The 15684-nt window shown below is 66.2% G+C and carries 13 protein-coding genes; 5 read left to right on the top strand and 8 right to left on the bottom strand.

Annotation, left to right across the window (positions count from 1 at the left end):
- Positions 1 to 41: 41 nt before the first annotated feature.
- Positions 42 to 845, bottom strand: a complete 804-nt coding sequence (locus HRJ34_RS25800; RefSeq protein ID WP_208632853.1) for a citryl-CoA lyase — start codon at positions 843 to 845, stop codon at positions 42 to 44.
- 146 nt (positions 846 to 991) lie between these two features.
- Here HRJ34_RS25800 and HRJ34_RS25795 point away from each other — a divergent pair, with 146 nt between their 5' ends.
- The 4 genes from HRJ34_RS25795 (at position 992) to HRJ34_RS25780 (ending at position 4433) form a co-directional block, all read left to right on the top strand.
- A complete protein-coding gene (locus HRJ34_RS25795; protein ID WP_208632852.1) occupies positions 992 to 2113 on the top strand; it encodes a CaiB/BaiF CoA transferase family protein in 1122 nt (373 codons plus the stop codon).
- 66 nt (positions 2114 to 2179) lie between these two features.
- Positions 2180 to 2995 (top strand): IclR family transcriptional regulator domain-containing protein, encoded by an 816-nt coding sequence (locus HRJ34_RS25790; protein ID WP_208632851.1) that lies wholly within the window; start codon positions 2180 to 2182, stop codon positions 2993 to 2995.
- Positions 2996 to 3078: 83 nt separating this feature from the next.
- Complete coding sequence (locus HRJ34_RS25785) at positions 3079 to 3609, top strand: VOC family protein (RefSeq protein WP_208632850.1); 531 nt, start codon at positions 3079 to 3081, stop codon at positions 3607 to 3609.
- A gap of 20 nt (positions 3610 to 3629) precedes the next feature.
- The gene (locus HRJ34_RS25780) at positions 3630 to 4433 is read left to right on the top strand and encodes an alpha/beta fold hydrolase (protein ID WP_208632849.1); all 804 of its coding nucleotides are present in this window, start codon (positions 3630 to 3632) and stop codon (positions 4431 to 4433) included.
- 41 nt (positions 4434 to 4474) lie between these two features.
- Here HRJ34_RS25780 and wrbA read toward each other — a convergent pair whose 3' ends face one another.
- The 4 genes from wrbA to HRJ34_RS25760 form a co-directional block, all read right to left on the bottom strand.
- A complete protein-coding gene (gene wrbA / locus HRJ34_RS25775; protein ID WP_208632848.1) occupies positions 4475 to 5074 on the bottom strand; it encodes an NAD(P)H:quinone oxidoreductase in 600 nt (199 codons plus the stop codon).
- Between the two features lie 78 nt (positions 5075 to 5152).
- The gene (locus HRJ34_RS25770) at positions 5153 to 6748 is read right to left on the bottom strand and encodes an amidohydrolase family protein (protein WP_208632847.1); all 1596 of its coding nucleotides are present in this window, start codon (positions 6746 to 6748) and stop codon (positions 5153 to 5155) included.
- 55 nt (positions 6749 to 6803) lie between these two features.
- The gene (locus tag HRJ34_RS25765; RefSeq protein ID WP_208632846.1) at positions 6804 to 9014 is read right to left on the bottom strand and encodes a TonB-dependent receptor; all 2211 of its coding nucleotides are present in this window, start codon (positions 9012 to 9014) and stop codon (positions 6804 to 6806) included.
- A gap of 440 nt (positions 9015 to 9454) precedes the next feature.
- Positions 9455 to 9595, bottom strand: a complete 141-nt coding sequence (locus tag HRJ34_RS25760) for a hypothetical protein (protein WP_208632845.1) — start codon at positions 9593 to 9595, stop codon at positions 9455 to 9457.
- Positions 9596 to 10200: 605 nt separating this feature from the next.
- On the opposite strand from HRJ34_RS25760, the gene HRJ34_RS25750 reads away from it, so the two are divergent.
- Positions 10201 to 10788, top strand: a complete 588-nt coding sequence (locus HRJ34_RS25750; RefSeq protein ID WP_226948954.1) for an alpha/beta hydrolase family protein — start codon at positions 10201 to 10203, stop codon at positions 10786 to 10788.
- Positions 10789 to 10910: 122 nt separating this feature from the next.
- Here the strand turns inward: HRJ34_RS25750 and HRJ34_RS25745 are convergent, their stop codons facing one another.
- The 3 genes from HRJ34_RS25745 to HRJ34_RS25735 are packed head-to-tail and all read right to left on the bottom strand — an operon-like array spanning position 10911 to position 15675.
- Positions 10911 to 12503 carry a PQQ-dependent sugar dehydrogenase gene (locus tag HRJ34_RS25745; protein WP_208632844.1) on the bottom strand — a complete coding sequence of 531 codons (1593 nt, stop codon included), beginning with the start codon at positions 12501 to 12503 and terminating at the stop codon, positions 10911 to 10913.
- Positions 12500 to 14626, bottom strand: coding sequence for an outer membrane protein assembly factor BamB family protein (locus HRJ34_RS25740; protein ID WP_208632843.1), 2127 nt, complete (start codon positions 14624 to 14626; stop codon positions 12500 to 12502). The genes HRJ34_RS25745 and HRJ34_RS25740 overlap by 4 nt, the downstream gene beginning before the upstream one ends.
- Entirely contained in the window at positions 14623 to 15675 is a 1053-nt protein-coding gene (locus HRJ34_RS25735; RefSeq protein ID WP_030090383.1) for an alcohol dehydrogenase family protein, read from the bottom strand. The genes HRJ34_RS25740 and HRJ34_RS25735 overlap by 4 nt, the downstream gene beginning before the upstream one ends.
- Positions 15676 to 15684 lie beyond the last annotated feature (9 nt).

Below are 15684 nucleotides of genomic sequence, written 5' to 3'. Positions count from 1 at the left end.
TCCCTACATCCGAAAATGATGATCTCTGTCGGTCGCGTCGCTCATTCACCGCTGCTGGACAGCTCCGGCCCGTCATAGCTGATCGCCGCGGCCGCCTGGCCGGACATGATGAAGCCGATCGGCCGCTCGGATTCCTCCTGGAGATGGCCGATGAGTCCCGCGGTCCGGGCCAGCAGCGAGATGCCCTTGAGCGCGGCGAGCGGAAAGCCCACATCGAGCATCACCGCAGGGATCGCTCCGTTGACGTTGAGCGGCAGCGCCCGCCCTATCGCCTCGGGCAGCAGGCGCGCCAGGTCGTCGAGCAACGCGATATGGGGGCCTGCCGCACCCCGGCCACGGGCCAGATCGACGAGCTTGCGGGCGCGGGGGTCGCCCTCGCTATGCTGGGGATGGCCGAAGCCGGGCACCGTCTGCCTGGCCGCGCGAAGTTCCCTCAGTGCCGCGACGATGACGGCGTCGCGGTCGTCCGGCGCCGCTGCGATCCGCTCCAGCAGCGCCGCATAGAAGCGGCCGGCGACCTCGGCGCTCCCGAGCACCACCGAACCGCAGCCCAGCAGCCCCGCCGCGACCGCCCCCTGGAAGGCCTCCGGCGCGGCGGCGATCGTCATGCGGGTCGCCACCACGCTCGGCACCAGGCCATGTTCGGCGATCGCGGTCAGCACCGCATCGGCGAAGAAGCGCTGCTCGTCGCTGGGCATCGATCCGGCCACCAGCAACCAGAAATAGCTGGTGAAATCGACCTTTCCGATGATGTCCTCACACAGGTCGCGCCCCCGCACGGTGATGCTGTCCGCATCCGATCCGCAAATGGCGGTGAAGGGGGCGTCCTGTTTCCCAATGCGCATGATCCGATCTCCCTGCGCCGTAGCTATGAGGGGCTTCGTTTAAAAGCAACATAATTCGTTTGACGAATAACTCTTCGACATGCGAATTATGTTGTCGTTGAGAGAACCCGTTCCGGCAGCCGGACGGGGCACCCAAAGGGATCAAAATGCTCGAAGGCCTCGTCGTCCTTGATATGGGAACGTTCATCACCGGCCCGGCTTGCGGCATGCTGCTCGCCGATCTGGGCGCGGACGTCATCAAGGTGGAAAGGCCCGGCACCGGCGATCCTTTCCGCGAATATCAGGGCAGCCTCTATGCGGCGCACTACCAGACCTATAATCGCAACAAGCGCAGCATCACGCTCGACACGCGCGACCCCGACGATCTGGTCGCCTTCGACAAGCTGGTCGCGGGTGCCGACATATTCATCCAGAATTTCCGGCCCGGCGTCGCCGAAAAGCTGAACGTCGGTGCCGAGCGGCTGCGTGCGCTCAATCCCCGCCTGGTCTATTGTTCGATCTCGGGCTTCGGAACGTCAGGCCCGGAACGCGATCGCCCCGCCTTCGACACGGTAGCGCAGGCCGCCAGCGGCTTCCTCCGGCTATTGGTCAATCCGGCCGCCCCACGGGTGGTCGGGCCCGCCATCGCCGACGCGGTGACCGGCTTCTACGGCGCGCTCGGCATCCTCGCCGCGTTGCAGGAGCGCAACCGCTCGGGCCAGGGCCACCTCGTCGAGACCTCGATGTTCGAGGCGATGTGTCATTTCAACCTCGACGACTTCACCCATTACTTCTCGGCCGACCTGCTGATGAACCCGTTCAGCCGCCCCAGCGTCTCCCAATCCTATGTGTTCGAATGCCAGGACGGCCTCTGGATCGCGCTGCACATGTCGTCGCCGACCAAATTCTGGGAGAATCTTGCGGTCGCGGTAGGCGAACCCAGGATGATGGAACGCACCGAGTTCCGCGACCGCAACGCCCGCATCGCCAATTACGACAAGGTGGTCGACCATCTCGCGGTGCGCTTCCGCGAGGCCCCGCTGGCCTATTGGGAAGAGCGGCTGCGCGTCGGCGAAGTTCCCCATTCGCGCCTCGCCTCGCCACCCGACATCATCGCCTCCGACCAGGCCCGCCATCTGGGGATCGAGGTGGCCGCGGAGCATCCGGAAGGGGGCAAGTTCCGCACTATCCGATCGCCGCTCAGCTTCGACGGCAAGGCCCGAACGACGGTAAAGGCCCCGCCGCTGCTAGGCGCCGACAACCGGGCGATCCTCGGGCGCGGGGACTGATTTCCTCCGATCTGCGGCCGATTGTTTCGATTTGCGTACGCCATCAAAGCATTGCACAGCTTGGCCATGTCGAACGAAGACGAATCGAGCCGCAAGGATCCCGAATATCTCTCGACCCTGGAACGCGGCCTGACCGTCCTCCGGGTATTCGACGAGCGCTATCCGGAGATGCAGTTGAGTGAGGTTGCCGCGGCCAGCGGGCTCAACCCCGCAGTCGCGCGACGCTGTCTCAACACCCTCGTACAGCTCGGCTATGTCGCCAAGAACGGCCGCCGCTTCCTGCTACGCCCCAAGGTGCTCGAGTTCGGCAACGCCTTCCTGTCGTCGATGCGCATGGACCAGGTGATCGATCCTTTCCTGCAGCGGCTGCGCGACCAGACCGGCGACAGTTCGTCGATGGGCGTTCAGGCCGGGCATGACGTGCTGTACGTCGCCCACGCCTCGACCGACCGGCGCATCCGGATCGGCGCGCATGTCGGCGTGCGCTTTCCGGTGCATGCCACCTCGATGGGCAAGGTGTTGCTCGCCTTCCAGACGAACGAGGCGATCGACCGCTATCTTGCCGAAGCCAAGATGCAGGCCTTCACCGACCAGACCATCGTCGACCCGCAAGCCTTCTGGGCTCGCCTGAAGACGATCCGCTCGCGCGGCTATGATTCCGCGCTCGACGAGCTCGACTATGGCATCGTGTCGATCGCGGTGCCGGTCTTCGGCCCCGATCGCAGTGTCGTCGCGGCGATCAACTGCTCGACCCTGACCACCCGGATCGCCCAGGACGAACTGGTCGAGACGCGTCGCCCGCTGCTCGAGCAAGCCGCCCGCGAAGTGGAGGGCGCGTTGCAGCGCTACCCGACATTGCTCCACGCCCTGAAATCGAGTTGATTTCGATATACGAAAATATTTTCGTATATCATGGAAAATTAAGCTGCTAGTTTCCTCACGCATCATTCATTGGGGGAGCGATCATGGCTGCCAAGATTCCGAGCCGGCTGCACCACACGGCTTTCGTGACGAACGATATGGAGGCGACCCGTGCCTTCTATGAGGACGTACTGGGCTTTCCGCTGACCCAGACCTGGGCCGAGCGGGACGAATTGTTCGGCCGGGAGCGGGTCTATTGCCATTGCTTCTTCGGCTTGGCCGACGGCAGTGCGCTCGCTTTCTTCCAGTTTGTCGACCCCGAGGATCAGGCGCTGTTCGGTCCGGAGCTCGCCCCCTCCCCCTTCCGCCACATCGCGCTCAACGTCGACCAGGCTACCCAGCAGGAACTGGAGGCACGGATCGCCAAGGCCGGCATCGCCGCGCCCGACACCTATGTGCTCGAACATGGCTATTGCCGATCGGTCTATGTGACCGATCCCAACGGCATGATCATCGAATTCACCCACGACGCGCCCGAAGCGGTCGCCATGGCGTCGAAGCTGCGCGAGACGGCGCACGAGACGCTGCGCAACTGGCTGGCCGGGGACCACGCCTCCACCAACATGTTCCGCTGAACCGGGCCGTGGCTTCGGCCATGTCGGGCTCTTCCCGGGAAGCCGCGGGGTCATTCTCGGTCGCGGTCGATGGCGGTGCCATTCCGCTCGTCGTCCGGGGCGCGGGAACGTCCGCGCTGATCTTCCTGCACGGCTGGTCGCTCGATCATCGCATCTGGCTGCCGCAGCTCCGCGACGACGCGTTGGCAGACCACCACCGGCTGATCGCGATCGACCGGCGCGGCTTCGGCGTTGCCACCGCCCCGCCCGATCTCGGCCGCGAGCCCGACGATCTCATCGCGGTGCTCGACCGGCTGTCGATCGAGCGCGCGGTGCTCATCGGCCAGTCGCAGGCCGGCCGCGTCGCGCTGCAATTCGCCCTGGACCATCATGATCGGCTTGCCGGCCTGGTCCTGGTGGGGGCGCCGGTGGCGGGCTTCCACCTCCCCGCGTCCGAGGAGGACGTGCCCGTCGAACGCTATCGCGCGCTCGTCGCCGCCGGCTCGATCGAGGCAATGCGACGGGCCTGGGAGGCGCATCCGATGGTGGCCGACACCCCTGCCGCTGCCGCGATCCTGGCCGACTATGACGGGCGCGACCTGCTGGCGCCCCCGCCACCGGCCGGGCCGGACATCGCCCGGATCGGCACGATCGAGGCGCCGGCGCTGGTGGTGACCGGCGAACGCGACACACAATGGCGACGATCGGTGGGCGATGCCGCGGCGCGTGCCCTGCCGCGCGGCCGGCGGGCCGAACTGGCGGACGCCGGGCATCTCTGCAATGCCGATGCACCGCAGGCCTTCAACATGCTGCTGGCCGACTTCATCCGCAGCGCCGGCCTGTAAGACAGCGGGCGGCACCTCGGCCGCCCGCCCCGTCATCATCTTCAGCCGAACAGCTTGATCGCCGCCCTGGCGACCAGTTCGCCCTGGTGGCGCGCGCCTTCCAGCTCGGTCTCGCTCGGCAGGCGACTACCGTCGCTGCCGGTGATGGTGGTCGCGCCATAGGGCGATCCCCCGACGATCTCGTCCAGCCGGGTCTGGCCGCCATGACTATAGGGCAGGCCCACCACCATCATGCCGAAATGCAGCAGATTGGTGATCATCGAGAAGAGGGTCACCTCCTGCCCGCCATGCTGGGCGGCGGTGGCGGTGAAGGCGCCGCCGACCTTGCCGTTGAGCGCACCCCGCGCCCACAAGCCGCCTCCCTGGTCGAGGAAAGCTGCCATCTGCGACGAGATACGGCCGAAGCGGGTGCCGGTGCCGATGATGATCGCGTCATAGCCGGGCAGATCGTCGATGCTGGCGACGGGAGCAGCCTGATCGAGCTTGAAATAGGCGGCCCTGGCGATCTCCTCGGGCACCGTTTCCGGTACTCGCTTGATGTCGACCTCGGCGCCCGCCGCCCGCGCGCCTTCGGCGATCGCGCCCGCCATCGTCTCGATATGACCATAGCTCGAATAGTAAAGCACCAGCACTTTCGCCATGAAGGCCTCCATAAGGGTGGAACGTTCGATATCGGACGGCGCCCATGGCGCGGCGCCGACGACCTCGGCGGCGACTGATCAGGCGAACCAGCCCTCTTCGGTCAACTGGCGCCAGATGCGCTGCACCACCGCCGCGCCGCGCGCAATCACCTGCGCCTCGTCGTCCACGACCAGATGGCCGTCGCGCAGTTGCAGCCGGCCGCCGGTCATCACGTTCCGCACCGACAAGCCGTTGGCGTAGAGCAGGTTGTTGAGCGGCTCGGGCGGCGCGAAGCCCGGCCCGGTGAGGAAACCCGACAGGTCGATCGAGGTGAGGTCGGCCTTGGCGCCGACCGCGATCCGGCCGAGGTCCGAACGGCCGAGGCCATTGGCGGGATTGATCGTGGCAGCGGCGATCATGTCGGTCACCGTCGGCCGCTTGACCGGCACCGGCGAGGTCTTGGCGAGAAGATCGTAGCGCGCGCGACCATAGAGCAGCGCGAGCTTCATGTTCTCGACCATGTCGTTCGAATGGGTATCGATGCCGATCGCGCTGTTGATGCCCGATCCCAGCGCTTCGATAAAGGGCTGGTTGGCCTGGCCAGATCCGGCCCCCGCGCCCGACGGGCAATGCGCGAAGGTGAACAGCGGCTTCTTCGCGAGGAAGGGCGCGTCTCCGGCGGCATCCCAGCCGGTCATGTGCGCGCCGAACAGCCTCTGCTCGTAGAAGCCGAATTCCTCGATCCACTGGACCGGGCCCTTGCCCCACAATGCGCGGATCCGCTCGGAATCTGCCGCACCGGTCGCCAAATGGGTATGAATGCCGTTGCCGAGTTTCAGGGCCGCCTGGGCGACCGCGCGCAGCGTTTCGGGCGTATGGGTCTCCGGACCGTGCGGGGTCATCATCGGGCGGATCAGGCCGCCCTCGGCGCCGTTGACCGACAGGGCGAAGGCCAGGTTGGCGTCGATCTCCGCCAAGGTGTCGGCGACGCTGTCGAACAGGACCTTGTCGTCCTTGCGACGCCAGATCGGCATCAGCCGCGTCCAGCCGGGAACCATGCCGCCCGGGAAGCCGCGCACGCCCCAGCGGCGCGCGACGCGGACATAGGATTGCGCCTGCTTCAGCGACACCGACTGTTCGACCTGGGTGGTGCAGCCGCCGCGCAGAAGCTCGGCCAGATTATAGGCGGTCAGCGCATCGAGATCGGCATCGTCGAGACCGTCCATGATCACCAGCGGCCGGGCATAGGATCGCCCGCCGCTTTCGATCAGCCCGCGGGTCGGGGAGCCACAGGCGGTGTGGGTGTGGGCGGAGATCAGGCCTGGAACCAGCAACTGGCCCGGCATCGCGATCCGCTCATCGCGGCCGGGAACGCGGCCTTCGACGATTCGGGCGATGCTGTCGCCTTCGATCACGATCGAATGGTCGCGCAGTATCTCGGCCTTGCCCTCCTTCCAGACCAGCGTCAGGCTCGGTTCCAGGATCAACGGGCCGCGGCGCTGGGCGGCAGGGCGGGCCGTCCGCGCGACAGCCGCACGGGCCGGCAGCATCGCCATGGCCGATCCTCCGGCGAGCGCCGCCAGGATCAGGCGGCGATCGGGACCCTCGCCATGGTCGTGGGGGTGGACGTGACCAGATCCTGCCTGGCAGATCGCGCAGCCGTGGCCCGCGCCGTGCATGGTCTCATCATCCATCGTCCACCCCTCTCAAGATCATGCGGGAGGGGCCGAAGCCCCTACCGCCCGCCGGTCAGAAGTTGACCGTCGCGCGCAGTCCATAGGTACGCGGCGGTTGCAGGTTCACATAGTCCACCCGCGCCAGCGAGAAGGTGCCGGCCACGGTAAGGACCGCCTTGTCCTCGATATTGTTGACGAAGGCGCCGAGCGACCAGTGCTTCCCGGGAGCCATGTAGGTCAGCGACAGGTCGGTCCGCGTGTAGCTGTCCTGCTTGTGCTCGGGCAGGTAGAAGATCGAGCCCCAATAGCTGGTCGAGAAGCGCGACGAGACGTTGATCAGCACGGCGCCGTCGTTCGGCAGGTCGATGGTCTGGTCATAGGTCAGCGTGCCCGACCATTTCGGCGAACGCGGAAGCGTGCGGCCCGAACAGTTGACGTTCACCCGCGGTGCAGCGCCCGAGATGGCGCAGGCGCTGAACGGCACCGACGCCGGGGTATAGACGAAATCGTCCGCCGTCGCGTCCAGATAGCCGATCCGCGCGCCCAGCCGGATGCCGCTGGTGGCCTGGAAGGCGACGTCCATGTCGAGGCCCTTGATCGTCGACTTGCCGATATTCTCGGTGACGAAGACGCTGCCGAGCACGCCCGGCGCGACCTGGCCCGAGGACAGGAAGCCGACCTGCTGGCCGATATAATCCCAGTAGAAGCCCTCGATGTTGAGCTGCAGCCGGTTGTCGAGGAAGCGGTTCTTGATACCGATCGTATAGGCCGTCAGCTTTTCGGTGCCGAAGGTGTTCGGGGCGACGATCGGGCTGAAGCCGCCGCCCTTGTAGCCGCGCGAAATGTTCGCATAGGCCATCGAGCGCGGACCGACGTCGAATTCGGCGCCCACCTTCCACGAGATATTGTCGAACGACAGGTCGCCGGTGAAGGGCACGCGCACGTTCGGCACCGGGCAGAACAGCGACGAACAGAAGACCGTGCCGCGCTGCGTCTTGTCTTCCTTGGTGTAGCGGGCGCCACCGGTCAGGCGCAGCTCCGGCGTGATGCTGTAGGTGGCCTGACCGAAGAAGGCGAAGTTCTTGCTGTCGAGGTCGGCATAGACCTCCTGATTGAACAGGCCCTGGGTGTAGGAATAGAAGGTGTCCTGGGTCTCGTGGAAATAATAGCCGCCGACCACCCAGGTCAGCCGGTCGCTCTTGTTCGACAGGCGGGCTTCCAGCGAGCGCTGCTTGGCGACATCGTCGATCGCGCCCAGCACGCCGTTCGGATAGAAGATGGTGTCGACCTTCGACCGGCGATAGTCGGGCACCACCGTCAGGTCGGCGAAACCCAGATTCCAGGTCAGCGTCGCGCGGACGTCGATCGTGTCGTTGTCGACATAGCCATTGCCCTGCGGCAGCGGGATCAGGTTGCCGAGCGCCGGGCCATAACGGCCGACCGCGGCGGCGCTGAACAGCGCCTGCGAGCGCGGATCGCTCGGCCCGATCCAGTCGCCCTTCTGCGAGGCGATGGTGTAGCTCTGCCCCATGCCTTTCTGCCGGTAATAGTCGCTGGACAGCAGGATGCTGAAGTCGTCGGACGGCTCGAACAGCAGGTGGCCGCGCAGCGACAGGCTGTCGTCGTCGTTGTAACCGTCGCTCAGATAGCCGTCATGCTTGACATATTGGCCGGCGACACGGGCCGCGACGACGTCGGACAGCGGCACGTTGATGGCCGCATTCAGCTTGAACGCGTCGTAATTGCCGACTTCCACCAGGCCTTCGACCGACAACTCGCCGAGCTTCGGCTTCCTGGTGACGATGTTCATCGCGCCGCCCGTGGCGTTGCGGCCATAGAGGGTGCCCTGCGGCCCCTTCACCACCTCGACCCGTTCCAGATCGAAGAAGCTGCCACCGATGGCGGTGGGACGCGCGATATAGGCCTGGTCGAGGTTCACCGCGACGGCCCCCTCGGCATAGGAGCTCGAAGCATTTGCGCCGACGCCGCGGATATAGACCTGGGTGAGCGTGCCGGCGGAGGCGATCTCCAGGCCGGGGATCAGCTTGACGATGTCCGTCACCTTGGTGACGCCGGCGCGATCAAGCGCATTGCCCTCCACCGCGGTGATGCTGAGGGCGGACTTCTGCGTCCTGCTCTCGACGCGTTCCGCCGTGACGACGATATCCTCCAGCCCACCGCCGTCGGTAGCGGCCGAAGGCGCCGCATTCTGCGCCCCGGCGGCGCTGGCGCCACCCATGAGTACGACGCCCGAGACCGCGATCAGCATAGGCCGCTTCAACATATTCATAGCCTCCCCCCGTAATTGAAACCTGTGCCGACGCGCTGACACAAAGCGCATGCGTCCTGATGAGAATCGACCCATGCATTAACCGCATGAATTTTCGTATATCGAATTATTGTTCGCATAATATTTTAATCCTGAAAGCTGTCAAGCCTCCAGGCGATCGGTCCCGGGAGACGGATAAGCGCGCAAATTCGCAGCAACCATGCCGACGGTGTTCATGCTGGCGAGCCGAGCCTGCTGATCGACAAGGTCTGTGATGGTTTCGGGCGGTGGAGGCCGCCCTCCCACGGCACCAACACCGGCAAGCGCTATCGCTATTATGTCAGCGACAATCGCGATGCCCGGCTGAAAGTGTCCTTACCGAAACGGCGATTGAGCCAGCGCTCGTGTCGGTGCCGTCAACGCTCATCCGCCGGGGCAAGAAGACTCGGTTGGCGCTATCGCCCGACGAGCAAAAGATTGACGAGTGCGACCCGGCGCTGATCAAGCTGGTCGCCAAGACCCATATCGCCCGCGAGGGGCCAGTCGGGTGCACTCTCAATGATTTTCGTGATCGTGACCGTGTTGTCGGACTTCATCAGATCGCATTATCGATCAGTCAGGAAGACACAAGCCGACAAACGTGACATCCAGCACGAAGATCAGGATGCGGATACGCCGTTCGAAATATCGGAGATCGAGGACAATGCCGATGGTCCAAATTCGAGCCACTGACTACAATAAGTTATCATTAATTTGATCATTCAATTTCTGCCGGCTTTGCATCTTCATTGGTTCTGTTCGTATCCTGAATTAGGATTCAGAAGAAAATCTGTCCCGATACGAAACATATCGTAACGAGCGATAGCAGTAAAACCATCGCCGGCGCATCGGCTAGGAAGGTACCCTGGAAAATCCGTGTCTCATGCTGCCTCCCTGGCGTGTGCGCTCGAAGAACCACGGGGCGGTTGTCGCGCCTAGATGGGCCATTCGATCGGTTCGAAGGCCGCATCGCAGTTGGTGAGTTCGACACGCTTCATCCTGATCTTCAGCGAGGAGCCCGGAGCAAGGGCGAGGTGGTGGACGAACCTTCCGGAGAACGTACACTCCTTCTCCGCGTGATATTCATGCATGATGAAACGCGATCGAACCTCGATCAATTCGTCCTCTGTCTCGAGCCGGTCGATGCCAATGACATCACAACGTGACTGCTGCGATAGGGCGGCGCGATCGAGTGCTGGCGGGCATGGGACAGTCGGTTCAGCCGCACCGCGAGGATCGGCTTGCTGTTGTAAAGCAGCGAAATCACGCTCTCCGGGTCGACCTGCTCGATCGCCTTCACGCAAAGGGAAAGATCACCAACGGCTTCGGCTCGATTGCCGCGCATGTGAAGGTCTTGGTGGGGGCCTACGGAATCTACGATCTGTTCCGCCATTGGCAGGATGACCTGGCGCTCAACCCGCCGCCGGACGGCAATGTCGTGCGAAACCTGCTGGGTTGCGACCCCTTCGACAATCAACAGCGCTATGTCGATGCATCCCCGCTGCGCCAGATCAGCTACGCCGCGAACAAGGTCTCCGCCCTGATCGCTTGGGGCGGAGACGATGAATTCGTGAACCCGGCGCAGTCGGAGATTTTCGTTCGCGCGCTGCAACAGGCCCGATTCAACGTCCGCACCCACAAGGCCGTGGGGGCATCGCATTTCTGGGTCAACCACGCCTTGTCCGACCCGCTGGGCCACAGCGCGCGCTTCGCACCCGTGCTTGCTGAGTTTCTCGATTCCTTCCTGTGAAAATCTGGCGTCCTGCATGATCGCCGCGCCGATCCCTCGCCGGCGTCGGATCTCGTCGGCCATCGCATCTGGTCCGATCGGCTGGTTGTACGAAGAAGAGGGAAGCAGCTCCGCCGGTTCGCTCACTTCATCGCGGGGACCATGCGGATGATCTGTGACGGGAGGTTCATCGCGACATAGAGGCTTCCGTCCGGCGCCTCGGCAACGTCGCGGACGTTGCCGTGCCGTTCGAAGAGCAGTTCCTGTTCGGTCACCGCATCATGCTCGATCGTCAGGCGCAGCAGCTTCTGCTGGCGAAGCGAGGTGACGAGCAGGCTGTCGCGCCAGGCGGGGAATGCCGTGCCGGAATAGAAGAGGATCGACGATACCGCGATCGACGGCGTCCAGTGAACGACCGGGGCGATGAAGCCGGCACGGTCGATCGGGCGCGACGGCGCGGTCAGTTCGATCGCCGCCTGCGAATGGCCGAGCGGATAGGCCGGGTCGAACGGACGCCCGTCATAGCCCATGCCGAAGGTCGCGAGCGGCCAGCCATAATTGCCGCCGCGCCGGATCAGGTTGAGCTCGTCGCCGCCCCGCGGGCCATGTTCGGACGACCAGAGCCGGCCGCTGCGCGGATCGACGGCGAGGCCCTGGGGATTGCGATGGCCGAAGCTCCAGATCGTCGGATCGGCGCCCGGCACGCCGACGAACGGATTGTCCGGCGGAACATGGCCGTCGTCGGCGACGCGATGGATCTTGCCGTTGGGGGTGGCGACCTCCTGCGCCTCCATCGCCGAATAGGCCCGGTCGCCAACCGTGATGTAGAGCATCCCGTCGCTGCCGAAGGCGAGCCGGCCGCCGAAGCTCGGCGAGAGACGATAGCTTTCGGGCGCGGCCTGCCAGATCGTCGTCCGGTCCACCATCGCGTTGCCGGCGAGGCGGAAGCGGATCACCTTGAGCTGCGACGCGGTGGAGAAGCAATAGATCCGCCCGGCGCATTTCCGCGCCTCGCCGAACCGGTCGGGCATCTCGTCGGTATAGGCGAGGTAGAGATAGCCGTTGCGCCGATAGTCGGGATGCCGCGCCAGACCCAATATCCCGCCCTGCCCGAAATCATGGACGATGGCGGGGACGTTGGCGATCGGCGGGCCGACCTCGCCGCCGGTGGTGACGATGCGCAGCCGGCCCGGCCGTTCGCTGACGAGCATCCGGTCCGGCGACAGGAACAGGATCGACCAGGGCGTGTCGAGCCGCCCTTCGCCGACCACCGTCTCGAAGCGGAAGGCGGCGTGCGCGCTCGTCTGCGGACCGGTCGGGAAAGGCAGCGATTCGACCGTCCGCGCCTTGATATAGTCGGTCCCCTTCTCGCGGATCAGCGCCAGCAGGCCGAGCCGCTCATTCTCGGCCAGCGACGCGGCGAAGGCGGGCATCCCCTTGTCGGGCACGCCCTCCGCGATCGTCTTCAGGATCGCGGCATCGTCCCCGCCGTGGATCCATGTCGCATCGATCAGCGAGGGGCCGATCCCGCCGGTCATGTCGGCGCCGTGGCAGCCCACGCAGCTCTTCTCGAAGATCTGGCTGGTCAACGGCACCGGCGATCGCGCGTCGAGGCCGTAGACCGCCGCCTGCTCGTCGACCGCCTGCGCGGACAGCAGCGCCGGAACCGCCGCCGCCCCGATCAGCAGCGCGAGGAGGCCCCAGGAACGGGCGGGCCGGGAGGGAGGACGGGTCATCGGGGCGATCTCCGGTCGGATTTGAGCCTGAACGCCCACAGCCGCACCCCGCCCGCGGGCGCGTCGATCTCCGGGGTGAGCGCGCGGGCGGTGACGTCGTTCGGGCTGCCGCCGCCGGTGGTGACGGCGAGATACTGGACGCCCCCGGCCATGAAGCTGATCGGGCTCGCGCTCGGCACCTGGTCGAGCTTCAGCGCCCAGAGCGTGTCGCCCGAGCGGCCGTCGACCACCCGGAAAATACGATCGCGCGCGCCATAGGCGACGATGCCGCCCGCCGTCGCCAGCACCGAGCCCGCCGACGGCGCGCGCTGGCGGCGGACCCATTTCACCTTCATGCCGTCGGGGTCGATCGCGGCGAGGCCGCCCAGATTGCCGTCGTCGGCGCGGGGCGGCGTCATCCCGAACGCGATGTCGAAGCCTTCGCCCTTCCGCCAGGAATAGTGCATGCACGACAGGGTGAAGGGCACGTAGATCAGCCTGCGGCCGGGATCATAGGCGGTCGATGGCCAGTTCCTGACCCCGGTGGCGAAGGGGCAGATGAACCTGGACCGGTCCGGATCGGGATCGAGCGCCGGATCGGTGATCTTCCGGCCGGTGCGGGGATCGATCGCCTTGACCAGATTCTGGAAACCCATGTCGACCGATCCGACATAGGCGCCGGTCTTCGCATCGAGCAGGTCGAGGATTCCGATCTTGCCGATCGTCGCCACCACGCGCCGCTCGCCGGTCCGGGTGCGCAGCGGGATGACCTGCCGCTCGAACGCCCAGTCGAAGTCCCACACCTCGCGCGGCATGTGCTGGTAGAACCAGACGAGCCGGCCCCTGTCGGGATCGAAGGCGAGCGTCGAATTGGTGTAGAGCGCGTCGTTGGTCGTGCCCGCGCGGGCCGGTTTCCGCATCAGCGGGGCGATATGATAGGTCTGGCCGGTCCCGATCAGGATCAGGTCGTCCTCGGCATCATAGGTGGCGGTGGCCCAGATCGACGCGCCGAACCGCTCGGCGCGCGGAGCTCCGTTCCAACTGTCGGGCTCGCCGGTCGCTATCGTGTCGAAGCGCCACAGCTCCTTGCCGGTCTCCGCATCGAGCGCGACGACGAAGCAGCCGTTCGGCTCGCCGACGCCCGCGCAGCCGGCCATGCCCTGGATGATCTTGCCGCGCACCGCCAGCGGCCCCGCGCTGATCATCAGCGTGCCGCTGCTGCTGGCGATCAGATGGTCCCACAGCAGCTTGCCCGATCGCATGTCGAGCGCGAGCATGTGGTTGTCGGAGGTCGGCACGTAGAGCCGGTCGCCATAGATCGCCATGCTGCGCGGCTGGCTGATCGGCAGGCCGGGCGGCGACGGGCGGCTGAAGGTCCACAACGGATCGCCGCTGGCGGCGTCGATCGCGAGGACGGTGCCGGAGCTGTTGACGAACATCACCCCGTCATGGACCAGCGGGGTGATGCCGTTGGTGCCGTTCGGCAACGCCAGGCTCCAGGCGACCTCGAGCTGGGATGCGTTGGCGGCGGTGATCTGCGTCAGCAGGCTTGCGCCGGCGCCGTCATAGCTGCGGCGCCAGTGCAGCCAGTCGCCGGGCGCGGGCGCGCGGAGATCGGCGTCGGACACCGTCCGCAGCGCGGCCAGCGTCTCGCGGCGCTGCCGGACCACCTGCTCATAATAGCGATCGTAATTCGGCTCGGGCTGGTCGAGGTTGCGAACCTCGGTCGCACTGGCATCGGCAGCCTTCGCGGCGCCGGCCTTCGCACCGCCCGCCGGATCGAGGCCATTGGCGCGGGCGATCGACGCGACGATCCCGGCATAGGCGTCCGGCGGCAGCGAGCCGGGATCGCTGGGCGGCATGGTCTCGCTTATGTGGACGGCGAGCCGGTCCATCCGCGACGCCCATTTCGCGACGAAGGACGCGCCCTTCAGCGCCGGGCCGAAACCGCCCTGGAAGTCCTGGCCATGGCAGGCGGCGCAATGGACCGCATAGGCCGATCGCGGCTCGGGCGCGTCGGACGCCCGCGCCCGGCCCGCCGGCGCGACGGCCATGATCGCCCCGGCGGCGATCACGCACAGGGCGGGAAGGACCGCCGGCGCAGCCCGCCGCGCGGCCGGGATGGAGCCGTGACGCACGGTCATCGCGTCGGATCGAAGACCACCTTGCCGATGCCGCCTTCGCGCGCATCGAACCGGGCATAACCCTCGGCGCCTTCGGACAATCCCATGCGATGCGTCACCAGCGCCTCGAGCGCGCCGGTGTCGATCCGGCCCGCCTCGATCGCGCCGAACAGCGCGGGCAATTCGGCCTGGACCGAACAGACGCCGATATGGAAATCGAGATTCTTGAGCATGCTGCCGATGATCGGAAAATCGATCTGCGGGCTTTCGCTCAGCCCGACGACGGACACCCGCCCGCCCTTGCGGACCATGCCGATCGCAAGGCCGATCGTGACGGCGCTTCCGTTCGCATCCAGCACGACATCCGGGCCGTCGCCGCCGGTCAACTCGATCGCCGCCTGCACCACGTCCGCCGCCTCGATCGGCTCCGCGCCCAGCAGGGCCGCCGCCGCCCGCCGGCTCTGCAACAGGTCGATGCCCAGGACGCGTTCGGCGCCCATCGCCTTCGCCGCCATCACCGCCTGCTGGCCGACCGGCCCCAGGCCGATCACCGCGACGACGTCGCCGGGCCGGACCCGCGCGCGGCGGGCGCAGAACCAGGCGGTCGCCAGATTGTCGGTCAGCATGATCCCGACCTCGTCCGACAGGCCCGGCGGCAGCCGCCACAGGTTGCGGTCGGCATTGGGCACCGCCACGGCCTCGGCCTGGCTGCCGCCGATGCCCGGGAAACCCTGCCCGTAGATCATCGGGGCGCTCTGCGTCCGGCACAGATAGACGTCGCCCGCCCGGCAGGGATCGCACCGTCCGCACCCCAATATGGCGGGGAGCAGGACACGGTCGCCGACCCGGAAGTCGCGCACCTCCGATCCGACCTCGACCACCTCGCCGACCGCCTCGTGGCCGATGCAGTAGGAACCATGCGCGGGTGCGCCATGGTAGAGGTGCAGGTCGCTGCCGCACAGGCCGCACATCGTCGTCCTGACGAGCGCGCCCTGCCGGTCGGGCAGGATCGGATCGGGAACCGATTCATAGCCGATCCGCCCCGGCCCCAGATGGATGAGCGCCTTCATGAAATCCTC

The organism is Rhizorhabdus wittichii (genome assembly GCF_017607425.1).
GTDB classification, from domain to species: Bacteria; Pseudomonadota; Alphaproteobacteria; order Sphingomonadales; family Sphingomonadaceae; genus Rhizorhabdus; species Rhizorhabdus wittichii.
The sequence above is the reverse complement of the archived record's forward strand: the minus strand, read 5'-3'. Positions and strand labels throughout refer to the sequence as shown.